The organism is Coprococcus sp. AF21-14LB, from assembly GCF_003458885.1.
In the GTDB taxonomy this organism is placed as follows: Bacteria; Bacillota; Clostridia; order Lachnospirales; family Lachnospiraceae; genus UBA9414.
This window is the reverse complement of the sequence record NZ_QRVX01000051.1, coordinates 1-15,427: the sequence shown is the minus strand read 5'-3', so window position 1 is coordinate 15,427 and position 15,427 is coordinate 1. Positions and strand designations below refer to the sequence as shown.

General features: G+C 42.6%; 13 protein-coding genes. 4 read left to right on the top strand and 9 right to left on the bottom strand.

Annotated elements, in window-relative coordinates; genetic code table 11:
• Positions 1-249 precede the first annotated feature (249 nt).
• The 6 genes from trxA to DWX73_RS11040 form a co-directional block, all read right to left on the bottom strand.
• Complete coding sequence (trxA, locus tag DWX73_RS11065) at positions 250-555, bottom strand: thioredoxin (RefSeq protein ID WP_118348820.1); 306 nt, start codon at positions 553-555, stop codon at positions 250-252.
• An 86-nt stretch (positions 556-641) separates the two neighbouring features.
• Positions 642-2,153, bottom strand: coding sequence for a glycoside hydrolase family 31 protein (locus DWX73_RS11060; protein WP_118348819.1), 1,512 nt, complete (start codon positions 2,151-2,153; stop codon positions 642-644).
• A gap of 16 nt (positions 2,154-2,169) precedes the next feature.
• Positions 2,170-4,569: a ribonucleoside triphosphate reductase gene (locus DWX73_RS11055; RefSeq protein ID WP_118348818.1), complete on the bottom strand. Its 2,400-nt coding sequence runs from the start codon at positions 4,567-4,569 to the stop codon at positions 2,170-2,172.
• 243 nt (positions 4,570-4,812) lie between these two features.
• Entirely contained in the window at positions 4,813-5,406 is a 594-nt protein-coding gene (locus DWX73_RS11050; protein ID WP_330413637.1) for an anaerobic ribonucleoside-triphosphate reductase activating protein, read from the bottom strand.
• Positions 5,407-5,560: 154 nt separating this feature from the next.
• Complete coding sequence (hypD, locus tag DWX73_RS11045) at positions 5,561-7,936, bottom strand: trans-4-hydroxy-L-proline dehydratase (RefSeq protein WP_118348817.1); 2,376 nt, start codon at positions 7,934-7,936, stop codon at positions 5,561-5,563.
• Between the two features lie 4 nt (positions 7,937-7,940).
• The gene (locus DWX73_RS11040) at positions 7,941-8,849 is read right to left on the bottom strand and encodes a trans-4-hydroxy-L-proline dehydratase activase (RefSeq protein ID WP_118348816.1); all 909 of its coding nucleotides are present in this window, start codon (positions 8,847-8,849) and stop codon (positions 7,941-7,943) included.
• A gap of 279 nt (positions 8,850-9,128) precedes the next feature.
• Between DWX73_RS11040 and DWX73_RS11035 the strand changes: the two genes are divergently transcribed.
• Genes DWX73_RS11035 through hydF form a run of 4 tightly spaced genes read left to right on the top strand, consistent with a single transcriptional unit; the run spans position 9,129 to position 13,160 of the window.
• Positions 9,129-9,398: a TM1266 family iron-only hydrogenase system putative regulator gene (locus DWX73_RS11035; RefSeq protein WP_118348815.1), complete on the top strand. Its 270-nt coding sequence runs from the start codon at positions 9,129-9,131 to the stop codon at positions 9,396-9,398.
• Positions 9,399-9,411: 13 nt separating this feature from the next.
• The gene (gene hydE, locus DWX73_RS11030; RefSeq protein ID WP_118348814.1) at positions 9,412-10,455 is read left to right on the top strand and encodes a [FeFe] hydrogenase H-cluster radical SAM maturase HydE; all 1,044 of its coding nucleotides are present in this window, start codon (positions 9,412-9,414) and stop codon (positions 10,453-10,455) included.
• Between the two features lie 47 nt (positions 10,456-10,502).
• Positions 10,503-11,924 carry a [FeFe] hydrogenase H-cluster radical SAM maturase HydG gene (gene hydG, locus DWX73_RS11025; protein WP_118348822.1) on the top strand — a complete coding sequence of 474 codons (1,422 nt, stop codon included), beginning with the start codon at positions 10,503-10,505 and terminating at the stop codon, positions 11,922-11,924.
• A gap of 48 nt (positions 11,925-11,972) precedes the next feature.
• Positions 11,973-13,160: a [FeFe] hydrogenase H-cluster maturation GTPase HydF gene (gene hydF, locus DWX73_RS11020; protein ID WP_118348821.1), complete on the top strand. Its 1,188-nt coding sequence runs from the start codon at positions 11,973-11,975 to the stop codon at positions 13,158-13,160.
• Between the two features lie 64 nt (positions 13,161-13,224).
• Here hydF and DWX73_RS11015 read toward each other — a convergent pair whose 3' ends face one another.
• The 3 genes from DWX73_RS11015 to DWX73_RS11005 all read right to left on the bottom strand — a co-directional run bounded on the left by DWX73_RS11015 (position 13,225) and on the right by DWX73_RS11005 (position 15,231).
• Complete coding sequence (locus DWX73_RS11015; protein ID WP_118348813.1) at positions 13,225-14,313, bottom strand: NAD(P)H-dependent amine dehydrogenase family protein; 1,089 nt, start codon at positions 14,311-14,313, stop codon at positions 13,225-13,227.
• A gap of 86 nt (positions 14,314-14,399) precedes the next feature.
• Entirely contained in the window at positions 14,400-14,768 is a 369-nt protein-coding gene (locus DWX73_RS11010; RefSeq protein ID WP_118348812.1) for a hypothetical protein, read from the bottom strand.
• A 100-nt stretch (positions 14,769-14,868) separates the two neighbouring features.
• The gene (locus DWX73_RS11005) at positions 14,869-15,231 is read right to left on the bottom strand and encodes a MerR family transcriptional regulator (protein ID WP_118348811.1); all 363 of its coding nucleotides are present in this window, start codon (positions 15,229-15,231) and stop codon (positions 14,869-14,871) included.
• Positions 15,232-15,427 lie beyond the last annotated feature (196 nt).

The window sequence follows — 15,427 nt, the reverse complement described above, 5'->3', positions numbered from 1 at the left end:
AGTAATCCGACTTCGTTGTATTTTGCCAACTTATCTCTCGGAACCCAGCCTTCTATGCGATTTCTGTCCGTCGGACCAGAGGTTTGCCTACAGCTTCCTTCAGATTCCATCTCACGATGGACACCCTTGCTGTTCAGCTATACACTTCCCACTACCTGGGCATGTTCGGGACTTGCACCCGTTAGAGCGCGCCCATGGCGCGCAAACAAAAATAAGGAGCAGTCCCCACTGCTCCTCATATTCTGGTTCTTACAGCATTGCAAGAATCTCATCTTTACTTTTCGCACCGACAGAACGATTCACAACCTTTCCGTCTTTGATCACAACAAGTGTCGGAATACTCATTACCCGGAACTGTCTTGCCAAATCCTGCTGTTCTTCCACATTCACTTTTCCTACAACAATATCAGAACGTTCTTCTCCAATCTCTTCGATGATTGGAACAACCATGCGGCAAGGTCCACACCAGGATGCCCAAAAGTCTAACAGAACAGGTTTCTCAGAATCCATAACTTCACTCTGAAAATTATTTGTATTAATATTGATAGCTGACATAATATTGTCCTCCTTAAATTTTCTTTTCTTTATGAGCACATTATATTCCAAAAAATAATTCTGTTCTGTGACAAAATCACCAAAATCTATTTTTTTATCCGTTCAAAGATCAGCGGTACCCCAGGCTCTGATTCATAATATTTTTTCTCTCCTTCGGAGATAAGTTCCTCGCCCTGATAAAACCATTTTCCTTTCGGAATCCATACTTCACGGCCTGTTTTCCCTTTCTCATACACAGGTGCTACAAGATATCTGCTGCCAAGCATAAATTGATCTGTTACTTCTTCCAGACCTTCTTCCGGAAACTCATATGGCATATAGCGTATGACCGGTTCTCCTGAACATCTGCTTTCTTCCAGTTGTTCCATGATGTAAGGAAGATATTTCTCCCGCACCGAAATACTTTTTTGAATCGCTCCAAAGTTCTCTTTTGTAAGCACACGAAATGGCGCTGCCGAAAATTGTATTGCCGGCATCAGGCATGCAATCTCGCAATGTCTGACAAATAATTCTTCATCTAATCCGGAATGTTCCATATTTTGAAAATTCAGATACTCTCCGCCGCCAACCATGTCCGGGCAGCCAAACGGATGCCCTGTAATTCCCTGAAGCAGTGTATCCGGGATAAGAGAAGCAATCCCGGTCTCTCCCCAGGAATGTTCCTTATCGCACAAACGCTGTAAAAGCGCCTTCCCTCCTGCACGAAATGTCACACGAAATTCATTAAACGGATACTTCTCTCCGAATGCCGCCCATTTTTGAGACTGCTCATCCGGAGTTATCTTCCTGTAGGTCACATTATCTTCACGATAGTAAATGCTGTCTCCTGCGTCAAACTTAAATCCATCCACACCAATTGCACACAGATTTTCTAATTGCCTGTGAAGCCACTCCTCCGTCTTTGGATTCGACAGATCCAGTACTGCGGAATATCCATTCCACCACTTTGCAATATATGGATCTCCGTCTTCTGTACAAATGAGAATCCCTTCTCTCTCTGCTTCTCGATAAGCAACCGAATCAGCGGTAATATACGGGCAAACCCATACCATTACTTTAAAACCCATCTCATGCAGTCTTTCCAGCATCTTCTCCGGTTCCGGAAACTTTCCGCTGTGAAATCTCCAGTCTCCATAACATTCAGACCAGCCATCATCAATCATAAGCACACCGGCCGGCATCCCATGCTTCAGAATATTCTCTGCATAATTCATAATATCTTTCTCATTTTGATCAAATGTTAATTCAATCCAGGAGTTATAGATAGGCATTTGAAATAACTCTTTTGCAGGCATTTTATGAAATGGGAAATGCTTTTTCATTGCCGCCAGATACGCTTCTCTCAGATGTCCTCCGGTCTCTCCAAGTTCACATGTATCCTCTGCTTCCAGTATTCCCTTCGCCGCCTTTAAACAAAATCCTGCTTCATTCCAGAGATATCTGCCCTTTGTGGAAACTAACAGCGGCATTGCCTGATTCGGAGTCGGATTCTGCCTGAAATCCAATTCCAACTCTGTTTCCGGTCCGATCGGCATTTGCATGCCATACTTTACACAGGTTCCGTACCAAAATTCATTTTCCATGAATGCTATCTTCATAAGCAGTTCTCCATTCCTAAATCTGCTCTGCGTACGCTCTGATATTGGATGCATTGGCCACTTTTTCGACCTCTCCATTACGGATTACAACAAGTGTCGGCGCCTGCATCACTTTATACTTCTTTGCAAGATCTTTATGTTCTTCCGCATCGACTAACTCATAATCGATCTTTGCATCTTCCAGCGTATTTCTGGCAATACTGCAATTCGGACATTTCTTTGTTGTAAAAAGAAGTGTTTTCACCTTCTCTGTACTTTTCGGACACATCTGCTCTGTACAAATCTGCTTTGCACACTGCTCTGCCGTCTCTTCTTTCGCAGCATTTGTGTGCCCTTCCATGCCGGATTTTAACACATTATAGACTTTACGCTCTTTAAATTCCTGCGTTTTTCCGTCATTCCAGTTCTGCACCGGACGATAATATCCGGTAATACGACTATATACTTCTGTTTTGTTTCCACAAATCGGACATGAATACTGTTCTCCACTCAAATAGCCATGATCCTTACATACAGAATATGTCGGTGAAATCGTATAGTACGGCAATTTATAATTCTCTGCAATTTTGCGGACAAGCGTTGCTGCCGCCTTCCAATCCGGAAGCTTTTCTCCGAGGAATGCATGGAATACCGTTCCGGATGTGTAAAGCGTTTGCAGCTCATCCTGGATATCGAGCGCATCAAAAATATCCTCTGTAAAACCAACCGGTAGATGTGAACTGTTCGTATAGTACGGTGTTCCGCCCGGTTCAGCTGCCGTAATGATATCCGGATACTGCTCCACATCATGTTTTGCAAACCGATAAGTTGTTGATTCCGCCGGTGTTGCTTCCAGATTATAGAGATCTCCGTACTCCTCCTGATAAGAAGAAAGGCGCTCTCTCATATGATTTAACACCGCTTTTGAAAATTCCTGTGTACATTCATGAGTCATATCTGCACGAAGCCAGTCTGCATTCAGCCCTGCCTCATTCATACCGATCAGACCGATGGTTGAGAAATGATTATCAAATGTTCCGAGATAACGCTTCGTGTATGGATACAATCCTTCCTCCAACAGTCTGGAAATAATTGTCCGCTTAATCTTTAAAGATCTTGCTGCAATATCCATCATCCGGTCAAGACGATGATAAAACGCTTCCTCACTCTTTGACAAATATGCGATTCTTGGCATATTGATCGTTACAACACCGACAGATCCTGTACTCTCGCCGCTTCCAAAAAAGCCGCCTGATTTCTTACGGAGTTCTCTCAGATCCAGCCGCAGACGGCAGCACATACTCCGCACATCACTCGGTTCCATATCACTGTTAATATAATTAGAAAAATACGGTGTGCCGTATTTTGCTGTCATTTCAAATAAGAGACGATTATTCTCTGTATCGGACCAGTCAAAATCACTTGTGATCGAATAGGTCGGAATCGGGTACTGGAATCCTCTTCCATTGGCATCTCCCTCAATCATAATCTCAATAAATGCCTTATTGACCATATCCATTTCTTTCTTACAGTCTCCGTAAGTAAACTCCATCTCCTTGCCGCCAACGATCGCCGGAAGATTCGCCAGGTCATTCGGTACTGTCCAATCCAGTGTAATATTGGAAAACGGCGCCTGTGTTCCCCAGCGGCTCGGTGTGTTTACCCCGTAAATAAAGGATTCAATGCATTTCTTTACCTGTTCATAAGTGAGATGATCTGTCTTGACGAACGGTGCAAGGTAGGTATCAAAGGAAGAGAATGCCTGCGCACCCGCCCATTCATTCTGCATAATTCCAAGAAAGTTTACCATCTGATTGCAGAGTGTAGACAAGTGTTTCGCCGGAGCAGATGTAATCTTACCCGGAATACCGCCTAATCCCTCCTGAATCAGCTGTTTTAATGACCATCCCGCACAATACCCTGTCAGCATCGAAAGATCGTGGATATGAATATCGCCGCTGCGGTGTGCATTGGCAATCTCCTCATCATAAATTTCTGAAAGCCAGTAATTCGCAGTAATCGCACCGGAGTTACTGAGGATCAATCCTCCAACAGAGTACGTCACTGTGGAATTCTCCTTCACTCTCCAGTCTGTTACTTTCACATAGCTGTCCACGATATCTTTATAGTCAAGCAATGTAGATTTCATATTGCGGATCTTCTCACGCTGCTTGCGGTACAAAATATATCCCTTTGCCACATCGGAATATCCTGACTGTACAAGGACATTTTCTACACTGTCCTGAATCTCTTCTACCTGGATTAACCCATCTTTAATCTTCGGTTCAAAGTCTGCTGTCACTTTCAGCGTGAGCATGTCAATGATGCTTGGATGAGATTGTTTATCCTGTGCATCAAATGCTTTTGCAATTGCTACTGATATTTTATTCAAATCAAATTCTGCGATCTTACCATCACGTTTGATTACCTGATACATTGCTATCTTCCTTTCTTGTTCTCATTTCGTTCTCCCCGTGTGATGTTCATTTTAGCACTGTCAAATCGGGGTGTCAATAAAAGAAGAACAAGATATAGTGTATACATGAATTGTGTATAACCATATCTTGTTATCTGATAATTTATACAATTCCGCGCAAATATACATTCTTCATGTACTTCGCCGCAAGCTCTCCCGCCTCTTTCATCCATTGATCTGTATGACTGTGAAGCCCTTGTTCTATCACGTCTTCCGAGTCTTCGAACTTCTGAAGATAGTATTTTTTTGCCCCAAAAGCCATTCTCCGATTCTGGAAATATCTTCTTTTTTATGAAATTCTCTGACAATAGTTGTTCTGAATTCATAGGGAAGATGTCCCTCCAAGAGCCATTTTGCTGATTGCTCTACCGCAGAAGTATCATATCCCGGAATTCCTATTGTCTCTCCATAACGCTCCCTTGCATTTTTAATATCCATAGCAACATAATCAATCAGTCCCTTTTGCGCCAGTTCTTTTAGTCGCTTTGGGGAACTTCCGTTTGTATCCAGTTTAATAAGGTATCCGAGCTCTTTTATCTTCGCCAACAAACAATCTAAGTCATCCCAGAGAAGCGGTTCTCCTCCGGTAATACAAACACCGTCCAAAATTCCCCTTCTCTTCTCCAAAAATGCCATTAACTCTTCTTCCGCAAGCTTACCCGCATCTTCCGTATGTGTTACAAGTGATGCGTTATGACAGAACGGACATCGGAAATTACATCCGCATGTAAAGATCGTACATGCTGCCTTTTCCGGATAATCTAACAGTGTCAGTTTCTGAAGTCCACTGATTTTCATTATATTCCTTCTTTCTTCGTCTCCTATCTCTGCATTGAGATATAAAATATGCCGGCCATTTCTGACCGACATATTCGTATTTCTTCTTTATGTTACATGAAATTTCAAAAATAATCAATGGTGCCTTTATCGTATTGAGATTTTCATATACAGATTATTCGAAGCTTTGTTCTGTACGCTCAATAATCTCATCCTGAAGTGCTTTGCTCAAGTTACGGAAATGATCGCTGTATCCGGCTACACGAACAATCAGATCTTTGTAATCTTCCGGATGTTTCTGTGCGTTGATTAAAGTCTGGCGGTCAATTACATTAAACTGAATGTGATGTCCATCCATATTGAAGTAAGAACGGATCAGATTTGCCATCTGGTCAAGCCCTTCTTCTCCTGCAACAACACTCGGTGTAAACTTCTGATTCAGAAGCGTTCCTCCTGTCTGAAGGTGATCCATCTTGGAAGCAGATTTTACAACCGCTGTAGGTCCATTCACATCAGCGCCCTTCTCCGGAGAAATTCCTTCTGAAACAGGCTTATGCGCCAGACGTCCATTTGGACTTGCCATCATGACTTCACCAAAATATACATGACAGGTTGTCGGAAGCATGTTAATGCGGTATGTACCGCCCTTCATATTCGGACGTCCTGTTACACTCTTCTGATAGAATGTAAAGATCTCTTTCATAAGCTCATCTGCATACGGATCATCATTTCCATACTTCGGCGTCTTATTGCTTACGAGATTCCAGATCACTTCATGGCCTTCAAAATTATCATCCAGCGCCTGCATCAGCTCTTCCATTGTAAATTTCTTCTCGTCATAAACATTATATTTCACAGCTGCAACACAGTCTGTAATTGTTCCGATTCCAACACCCTGAAGATAATTTGTATTGTAGCGGGCGCCGCCTGCATTGTAATCTTTTCCTTTAGAAATACAATCGTTTGTAATAATTGACAGGAACGGTACCGGCATATAGTCTGCATAAATCTTCTCGATGACATTGCTTCCCTGAATCTTAATATCAAGGAAATACTCAATCTGTTTCTTATAGGCATCAAAAAGTTCATCAAATGTCTTGAATTCTGTTGCATAACCAAGCTGAAGTCCAAGCTGTTTCTTAGCAACTTTATCATAACCGTTATTCAATGTCAGCTCAAAAATCTTCGGCAAGTTAAAATATCCTGTCAGAATGTATGCTTCATTTCCGAATGCACCTGTTTCAACACATCCGCTTGTACCGCCTCGTCTGGCATCTTCCAAAGTCTTACCTGCATTCAAAAGCTCCTGTACGATTGCTTCTGTATTGTAGAAAGCAGGCTGTCCCCAACCTTTTCTGGAAATCTCACAGGCACGTTTCAGGAATTTCTGTGGCGTCTTACGGCTGATCTGCACGTTAGAACTCGGCTGAAGCAGCTTCATTTCATCCATACAGTCAAGAATCAGATAGCTAACGCGGTTGACACCATTTTCTCCATCCGGTGTGATTCCTCCTGTATTTAAGTTTGCAAAATCTGTATAGGTGCTGCTCTCTTTCAGAGTAATTCCTACTTTTGGCGGAGCCGGCTGATTGTTGAATTTTACCCAAAGACACTCTAATAATTCCAATGCCTTCTCATCATCCAAAGTACCTTCTGCCACATCATGCTCATAGAATGGATTCAAATGCTGATCCAATCTTCCCGGACTGTAAGCATCCCACGGATTCAATTCTGTTGTTACGCTCAAATGTACAAACCAGTATGTCTGGATTGCCTGCCAGAATGTCTGAGGTGCATGTGCCGGAACGACATCACAGTTTGCTGCAATCTGAAGCAGCTCTTGCTTTCTAGTTTCATCTGTTTCTTTCTCTGCAAGCTCTCTTGCATATGCCGCATAGCGTTCTCCGAGAATCATGATCGCGTCACAGGCAATTGCCATACCTCTTAACTGATTCCGTTTTTCAAAAGCTTCTTTATCATTTGCAAAGTCAAGTTTTGCGATTGCAGCTTCGATTTCAGCCTTGTAATCCAGGAAGCCTTTTTCATAAATCTTAAAAGAACCTACCGTATGTCCAGGACCGCGCTGTTCCATGAACTCTGTAAAGATTCCCGCCTCATAAGCAGATTTCCATTCCGGTGTCATATTGTCGATGATTTTTTTGCGGATAGAACGTTTCTCCCAAAATGGGATAATCGTCTCTTCCTGGAATTTATAATCTTCTTCACGCACTTTAAAACTGATCAATTCACGATCATTCATAATGTGCATATCTTCTACCGTGTGACAGCAAAGTTCCGGAAATGTCGGTGCGGCCTGTGGAGAATTTCCTTTCTCTCCAACGATCAATTCTCCCTCTCCGATATACAGTGTTTTCTTTGAAAAATACTCTTTTAACACAAGCGCTCTTAATTCCGGAATAGAAACAGCTCCCTCATACTGCTTATATGTCTCTGTTTCAATTCTGGCACGCTCCATATCAATATGTGCCGCTGTGTCAAGACTGCGTTTGCGCAGATTTTTAATTCTTGCGTTCATTCCTCTCTCTTCCATGAACTTAACCTCCTATTTTTGTATTCTGAAATCCTTCACGGATAAACAACTGCTGAAACTCTTTCATCTCTTCTTTCGATGGTGTATGAAGATCTGAGCCTTCATAGTGCTCCCCAAGCTTACCATACTTTCCGGAACCTGTATTATGATACGGAAGGAGATTGACCTGTGCCGGATGAATTCCATTTTCTTTTAAAAATGCAATGATTGCACCCATGCTCTCCAAATCACCGTTTACTTCTTTGATCGTTGGAATCCGGATATAAATTCTTGCTCCTGCCTGACTGAGCCTGGTGACATTGTCCAGAATCAATGTATTATCCACTCCGATATATTTTTTGTGTTTCTCATGGTCCATAACTTTTATATCATATAAAAATGTATCAATATACGGAAGGATTCTCGCAAAGTTCTCATACGGTGCAAATCCACATGTATCTATTGTAACAGAAATCCCTTCCTGATTCAGCCTTTTCACAAGTTTTTCTATATAATTCATATTCTGAGACATGACTTCTCCGCCGGATAAAGTCACACCGCCTCCTGATTCCTCGTAAAACATCTCATCTTTTTTCAGTTCTTTCACGAGGTCTTCAATCTCCCATTCCGTTCCTGCAATTTCCCGGAGATTTCTCACACAATAATCAAGACATTTTCCGCATTGCTCACAGATTTCCTTATCCGTCCATACTTTTCCGTCAATCTTCTTAATCGCATGTTCCGGACAGGCTTCTGCACATCGATAGCAGCCGACACATTTCTCTTCATCGTACATGACTTCCTTCTGAAATGCCTGTGTCTCTGGATTATGGCACCACACACAATTTAACGGGCATCCTTTAAAAAATACACTTGTCCGGATCCCATCTCCGTCGTGAATGGAATATTTTTGTATATTCGTAATTAGCGTCATCTCTATCTCTTCCTTTTGGACTATGGTTTAAACTTCAGTCAAATTATATCAATCCCAGAATTCAATGTCAATATTTTATCATACATGATAATAAAATATCTATTATTGCAGTCTCTTTTTCACCTGTGATATACTAAAACAGTACTAATTGCAAAGGTTTTTCCTAAGCAAAAAGGCGTGAGATTTAAGATTTGGTAATATGTACACATAACTGTGTGCCTATTTCTTATACCCATACGCCAAGTATGGGTATTTTTATATTTACGAGGAGGATACCTTATGGACAACCGAATCGCTCTGATCGGAATTATCGTGGAGAGCACAGAACACATTGATGATCTGAACCGGCTTCTCAGTTCTTACGGCAAATATATCGTCGGACGCATGGGCATCCCTTACCGGGAGCGTAATATTTCCATTATCAGCATAGCGGTAGATGCACCGGGCGATATTATCAGCGCTCTGTCCGGAAAGATTGGTATGCTTTCCGGCATCAGCACTAAAACAATTTATGCAAAGACGCCCGCTGAAATAAAGGATAAAAGATAACAGGAGATCATATATGAAAACATTGGTTGATAAGCTGCGTTTTGAACACAGCCTTACAAAATCAGAGTGGATCGAACTCATTAGCAGTCAGACGCCGGAACTGTCTGAATATGTCTTTGCGCAGGCGAGAGAAGTCCGCGATGCAGTCTATGGACATGAAATCTACATCCGAGGTCTAATTGAATTTACAAATTACTGCCGAAATGACTGCTATTATTGCGGAATCCGCAAAAGCAATCAAAACACAAATCGTTTTCGGCTCACACCGGACGAAATCCTTTCCTGCTGTCAGGTCGGATACGACCTCGGTTTTCGTACCTTTGTGCTGCAGGGCGGAGAGGACGGTTACTTTACCGATGAACGTCTGATCGCGCTCATTCGCCAGATAAAAAAGGATTTTCCGGCTTGTGCTGTTACTCTGTCTGCCGGCGAGAAATCCCATGACAGTTATCAGGCGCTCTTTGAGGCAGGCGCTGACAGATATCTGCTGCGCCATGAAACTGCCAGCATCTCACATTATCAGAAGCTTCACCCCGCTTCTCTTTCAGCTTCACACCGTCAGAAATGTCTGTATGATCTGAAAGAGATCGGTTATCAGACCGGTGCAGGCATGATGATCGGCTCTCCATACCAGACAGCAGAACATCTGGCAGAAGATATGCTCTTTTTAAAAGATCTAATGCCGCACATGATCGGCATTGGCCCATTTATCCCTCATCACGATACCCCGTTTGCCAAAGAAGCTTCCGGTACGATCGAACAGACATTATTCATACTCGGTCTTGTACGGCTTATGATCCCGGAAGTGCTTCTTCCGGCTACTACAGCACTCGGCGCCATCCGCCCGGACGGAAGAGAACTCGGCATTCTTGCCGGAGCGAATGTAATTATGCCTAACCTGTCACCGTCCAACACAAGAAAACACTATCATTTGTATGATAATAAACCTTTCAGTGGATTAGAAGCAGCAGAGCATCTTGCAGAACTTCGAATACGCATGAAAGAAATGGGCTATACTGTCGTCACTGCCCGCGGCGACTCAAAAGTAATATCATAAACGGCATCACGCTTACAAGATAAGAAAAGGAGAACAATATTATGGCTATCTATGATCCAAAATCAAGAATTGCAGACGAATTTATTAATCACGAAGAGATTCTTCAGACACTTGACTATGCTGAACAGAACAAGCACAACGAACAGCTCATTTCAGAAATTATCGAAAAAGCAAAAGAGCGCAAAGGCCTCTCCCACAGGGAAGCATCTGTCCTTCTGGCATGTGATCTTCCGGAAAAGACACAGGAAATCTTCGCACTTGCAGAACAGATCAAGAAAGATTTCTACGGAAACCGCATTGTTATGTTTGCACCGCTTTATCTTTCAAACTATTGTGTCAACGGCTGTACTTATTGCCCGTATCATTTAAAAAATAAACATATCGCCCGCAAAAAACTGACACAGGACGAAATACGCCGGGAAGTTATTGCACTTCAGGATATGGGACATAAACGACTTGCTCTGGAAACAGGCGAAGATCCTGTCAACAGCCCAATTGAATATGTACTGGAATCCATTAAAACAATTTACAGCATTAAGCATAAAAACGGCGCGATCCGCCGTGTCAATGTGAATATTGCTGCAACTACTGTGGAAAACTATCGCAAGTTAAAAGAAGCCGGTATCGGAACTTATATTTTATTCCAGGAAACATACCATAAAGAAAGCTACCTGGAGCTCCATCCAACCGGACCGAAACATGACTATAATTACCATACGGAGGCTATGGACCGTGCAATGGAAGGCGGTATCGATGATGTCGGCTGTGGTGTCCTCTTTGGGCTTGATAAATATCGCTATGAATTTGCCGGACTTCTGATGCATGCAGAACATCTGGAAGCTGTATGGGGCGTTGGTCCTCATACGATCAGTGTGCCGCGCCTCTGTCCTGCTGATGATATTGATGTTAATGACTTTGATAACAGTATCAGCGATGACATTTTCGAAAAAATTGTTGCCTGCATCCGTATTGCGGTTCCTTATACAGGTATGATCATTTCCACAAGAGAAAGCCAGAAGAGCCGTGAACGCGTCCTTCATCTTGGTATTTCCCAGATCAGCGGCGGTTCTAAGACAAGCGTTGGCGGCTATGCCGAACCGGAGCCGGAGGTAGAAAATTCAGCACAGTTTGACGTAAGCGATACCCGTACACTGGACGAGATTGTGAAATGGCTTATGGATATGGGCTATCTTCCAAGTTTCTGTACTGCATGCTACCGCGCAGGCCGCACCGGAGATCGTTTCATGTCTCTTTGCAAGAGCGGTCAGATTCAGAACTGCTGTCATCCAAATGCTCTGATGACATTAAAAGAATATCTGGAAGACTATGCCGCTCCTGAGACAAAGAAAGTCGGAGAAGCACTCATTCAAAAAGAACTGGAAAACATTCCGAATGAAAAAGTAAAAGAAAGAGTTGTTCAGTACCTGAAAGAAATGGAACAGGGCGGAAAACGTGATTTTCGGTTCTAATTTTTCACAATAATTTCTATGATTGATACTTTGAAAGGACTGAGACTTATGAGTTTGAACAATACACCTGCCGCCGACCGCATCCATATCGGAATCTTTGGGCGACGCAATGCCGGTAAATCAAGTGTGATCAATGCCATTACCGGACAGTCTCTTGCTATCGTTTCAGACATAAAGGGAACAACAACCGATCCCGTCTCGAAAGCAATGGAACTGCTCCCGCTCGGCCCGGTTGTCATCATCGATACTCCAGGGCTTGATGATATCGGAGATCTGGGCGCTCAAAGAATCCAAAAAGCATATCAAGTTCTAAATAAAACGGATATTGCCATCCTTGTAGTGGATGCCTCTGTCGGATTTACAAAAGAAGATGAAGCAATTTTAAAACGGATCCGCGATAAAAAAATTCCTTACGTTACTGTTTTAAATAAAATTGACTGGTGTGAAACACTTCCAGAAATCCAGGAGTCTTCCAATACAATCTGTGTCAGCACCATTACCGGCTACCATATTCAGGAGTTAAAAGAAATGATTGCCGCACAGATTCCTGATAATGCATCCGACAGCTGCCTTGTAAGGGATCTGATCGCTCCTTCTGATTTTGTTATTCTTGTTGTTCCGATTGACAAAGCAGCTCCAAAAGGCCGCCTCATCCTTCCGCAGCAGCAAACAATCCGGGATATCCTTGACGGTCACGGTATTTCCATTGTTGTATCTCCGGAAGAACTGCCCGGTACAATTGCATCACTTGGCAAGAAACCTGCGCTTGTCATTACTGACAGCCAGGTATTTGAAGAAGTTGCCCGGCTTACTCCGCAAGAACTCCCATTAACTTCTTTCTCTATCTTGTTTGCCAGATACAAGGGCAGCCTGAGTCTCCTCTCAGAAGGGGCTCTTACGATCGACCAGCTAGAAGACGGGGATACTGTTCTCATCTCGGAAGGCTGTACCCATCACCGCCAGTGCGGCGACATTGGTACTGAAAAGCTTCCAGCCTGGCTTCAAAAGCATACAGGAAAACAACTGCAGTTCGAATTCACAAGCGGAACGGAATTTCCTGAAGAACTGCAAAAATACCGTCTCATCATCCACTGCGGCGGCTGTATGCTAAATGAACGCGAAATGAAATACCGCCTTCTCTGTGCCAAAGACCAGAACATACCTGTCAGCAACTATGGTATGGCAATCGCGCATATGAAAGGAATCTTAAAAAGAAGTATGGAAATCTTCTCATAAAAGTATGAGCCTCTGCTGCCGCGGCATCATCCGCTGGCAACAGAGGCTCGTTTTATTTTCGGTTCTATTTCGTTTTTACATATTCATTGATTGGCCGGAGCATATACTCATTATACGGAAACTTGTCTGTCGTTACATATCCTGCCGGAGCATCAATTAGCTGTGCAATACGATTAACCAGAGTTGCACATGTAAGCTCTACCGTGGCCGGTCTATTTACAATACTTGTTGTTTCCGGTTCTCCATACAGTGTCCACTCATTTTTATCAAATTCTTCCGGAGAAAATACTTTTCCTACGCACTCAGTTTCTAAAATAATTCCTTCTTCTGTCTCAGTTGTAACAATTGCTCTCATACCCGTTGCATTACCAGCCTTAATAGTCATTCCGAGCGTTTCTGAATATAAATCAGTCTCCCATGTGCAAGGAACACATTTCTGAGTTTGAGAAACCACTGTCAATCCAAGCTTGCTTGCGAGCCAGCCATTCTGATTCCACATATAAGACGGAACATATTCTCCGCTTTCCACTTTCTGCTTAATCTCATCGGAAGTCCAGTGATTACATGTCCCAATCTCTGTCTCAAATCTATCCAGTGGAAGTCCTGCTCCATGTCCCTCTGCAAGTGCGATTCCATAATCTTCCACATTATACCAGCTGCTGCCGACAATTTTTTTCACTTCAAAAGAAGAACCCATTAAGTTAGTTACCATAGTACCCCAGAACAGATCACAATAACCTACGCCAGTCAGTGTACATCTGCCTTCTTTTGCCAATGCATCCAGTTTAGCTGTCAGTGCAGGAGAAGAATTCCATGGATACAATGCCTCTTCACAGGTAGTAATTGCATTTACCCCATGTTTTGCACAGATTGTAAAAATATCCTCCAACTCGGCAACTGTACTTCTTGTCGCAATGATACACACATCCGGTTTCAATTCTCCGATCATTCTGTCCGCGTCTTCTACGGCAGATACTTTCACACCCACTTCCGGGTAACCATTTCCAATAATCTCACTAACATCTTTTCCAACAATGGCCGGATTCACATCAAACGCTGCAAGAAGATCACATTCTTTTGCGATTGCATACCTCATTAACCAACGGCTCATTCTTCCACATCCATATTGTACATACTTAACTTTTCGATCCATACAATACCTCCTGCATCTTCTGCTTAGAATTACTTTCAGTGCACTTTTGTTATATTCTTATCATAAAGCCTATTGTATGTATAGAGTCAAGATAAAGTTACCGGAATCTGCATCTTGCTGAACATCTTCCGCTTCTCTTCTTCCATCACAGGAAAATCAATTACTACTTCACAAATATAATCTCCCGCAATTGTATAGCCGCTTTTCTTAATATGATCTAACAGTTTTCTGGCGCAGACTGCCTCCTTTGAAAAATCATCCTCACATATGCATACATACATCCCGGCAGGGAGAATCTCGCAATGTTCTAATCGGTCATCTGCAAATAAAAACACTTCATGCGAAGAAAGATTCCCTTGTGCAATACACTGTTTTCGAATCAGCGTCCCGATATTGCAAAATAATGACAGCGGAACATCATTATGTATCAACTGGTTTTTCATCTGTCTTAACATGTATTCATACCCAGATTCATCTTCCCGAAAAAAATCTTGTTGACAAAAACAGCTGTAAATTCTTCTTTCAGGCTGATACTCCAGAAAAATCTCTCCATTTTTAGGAAGTGCTTCGTATTTTTTTATAGTTTTCTAAAACCCTTCGAAGCGTTCCCCGAATCTGCTCCAGTTCCTGCAGTCTGCTGCAAATATCTGCATACTGCACTTCTAATTTCTCTTTTACCGGTTCTGTACCTCCACAATCAAGCAGACTGCGGATCTCTTTCAATGTAAGACCATACATCTTCATATTTTGAATCAAATCGATGCGGGCCGATTGCAAAATGTGATAATACCGATAACCTGTCTCGGGATCAACTTCCTGTGCCTTCAAAATCCCTTCTCTGTCATAGAGCCTGAGTGTCTGCTCTGAAATGTGGTTCAGTTGTGCCATTTGTCCAATCGTCAATCTCTGTAAATCCATATGCAAACCTTATCCTTGATATAATGTTTATAGGTAACTGTATATATGGATTGTACCAAGCCGCTAGCGCGGCGGCTAGCCCCAGGTACGTGAATTTTCCACTTTTTTTTAACAAAAAAAGTAGCAGTTTTTGAATATATGTTGTATTGTTGAGTTACCACACTTAACCTTACACATATACACAAGAACTGCTATG

Bases quoted from the DNA above. Each gene is read 5' to 3' on its own strand.
- trxA (WP_118348820.1), bottom strand. From the start codon at position 555: ATGTCAGCTATCAATATTAATACAAATAATTTTCAGAGTGAAGTTATG.
- DWX73_RS11060 (WP_118348819.1), bottom strand. From the start codon at position 2,153: ATGAAGATAGCATTCATGGAAAATGAATTTTGGTACGGAACCTGTGTA.
- DWX73_RS11055 (WP_118348818.1), bottom strand. From the start codon at position 4,569: ATGTATCAGGTAATCAAACGTGATGGTAAGATCGCAGAATTTGATTTG.
- DWX73_RS11050 (WP_330413637.1), bottom strand. From the start codon at position 5,406: ATGAAAATCAGTGGACTTCAGAAACTGACACTGTTAGATTATCCGGAA.
- hypD (WP_118348817.1), bottom strand. From the start codon at position 7,936: ATGGAAGAGAGAGGAATGAACGCAAGAATTAAAAATCTGCGCAAACGC.
- DWX73_RS11040 (WP_118348816.1), bottom strand. From the start codon at position 8,849: ATGACGCTAATTACGAATATACAAAAATATTCCATTCACGACGGAGAT.
- DWX73_RS11035 (WP_118348815.1), top strand. From the start codon at position 9,129: ATGGACAACCGAATCGCTCTGATCGGAATTATCGTGGAGAGCACAGAA.
- hydE (WP_118348814.1), top strand. From the start codon at position 9,412: ATGAAAACATTGGTTGATAAGCTGCGTTTTGAACACAGCCTTACAAAA.
- hydF (WP_118348821.1), top strand. From the start codon at position 11,973: ATGAGTTTGAACAATACACCTGCCGCCGACCGCATCCATATCGGAATC.
- DWX73_RS11015 (WP_118348813.1), bottom strand. From the start codon at position 14,313: ATGGATCGAAAAGTTAAGTATGTACAATATGGATGTGGAAGAATGAGC.
- DWX73_RS11010 (WP_118348812.1), bottom strand. From the start codon at position 14,768: ATGTTAAGACAGATGAAAAACCAGTTGATACATAATGATGTTCCGCTG.
- DWX73_RS11005 (WP_118348811.1), bottom strand. From the start codon at position 15,231: ATGGATTTACAGAGATTGACGATTGGACAAATGGCACAACTGAACCAC.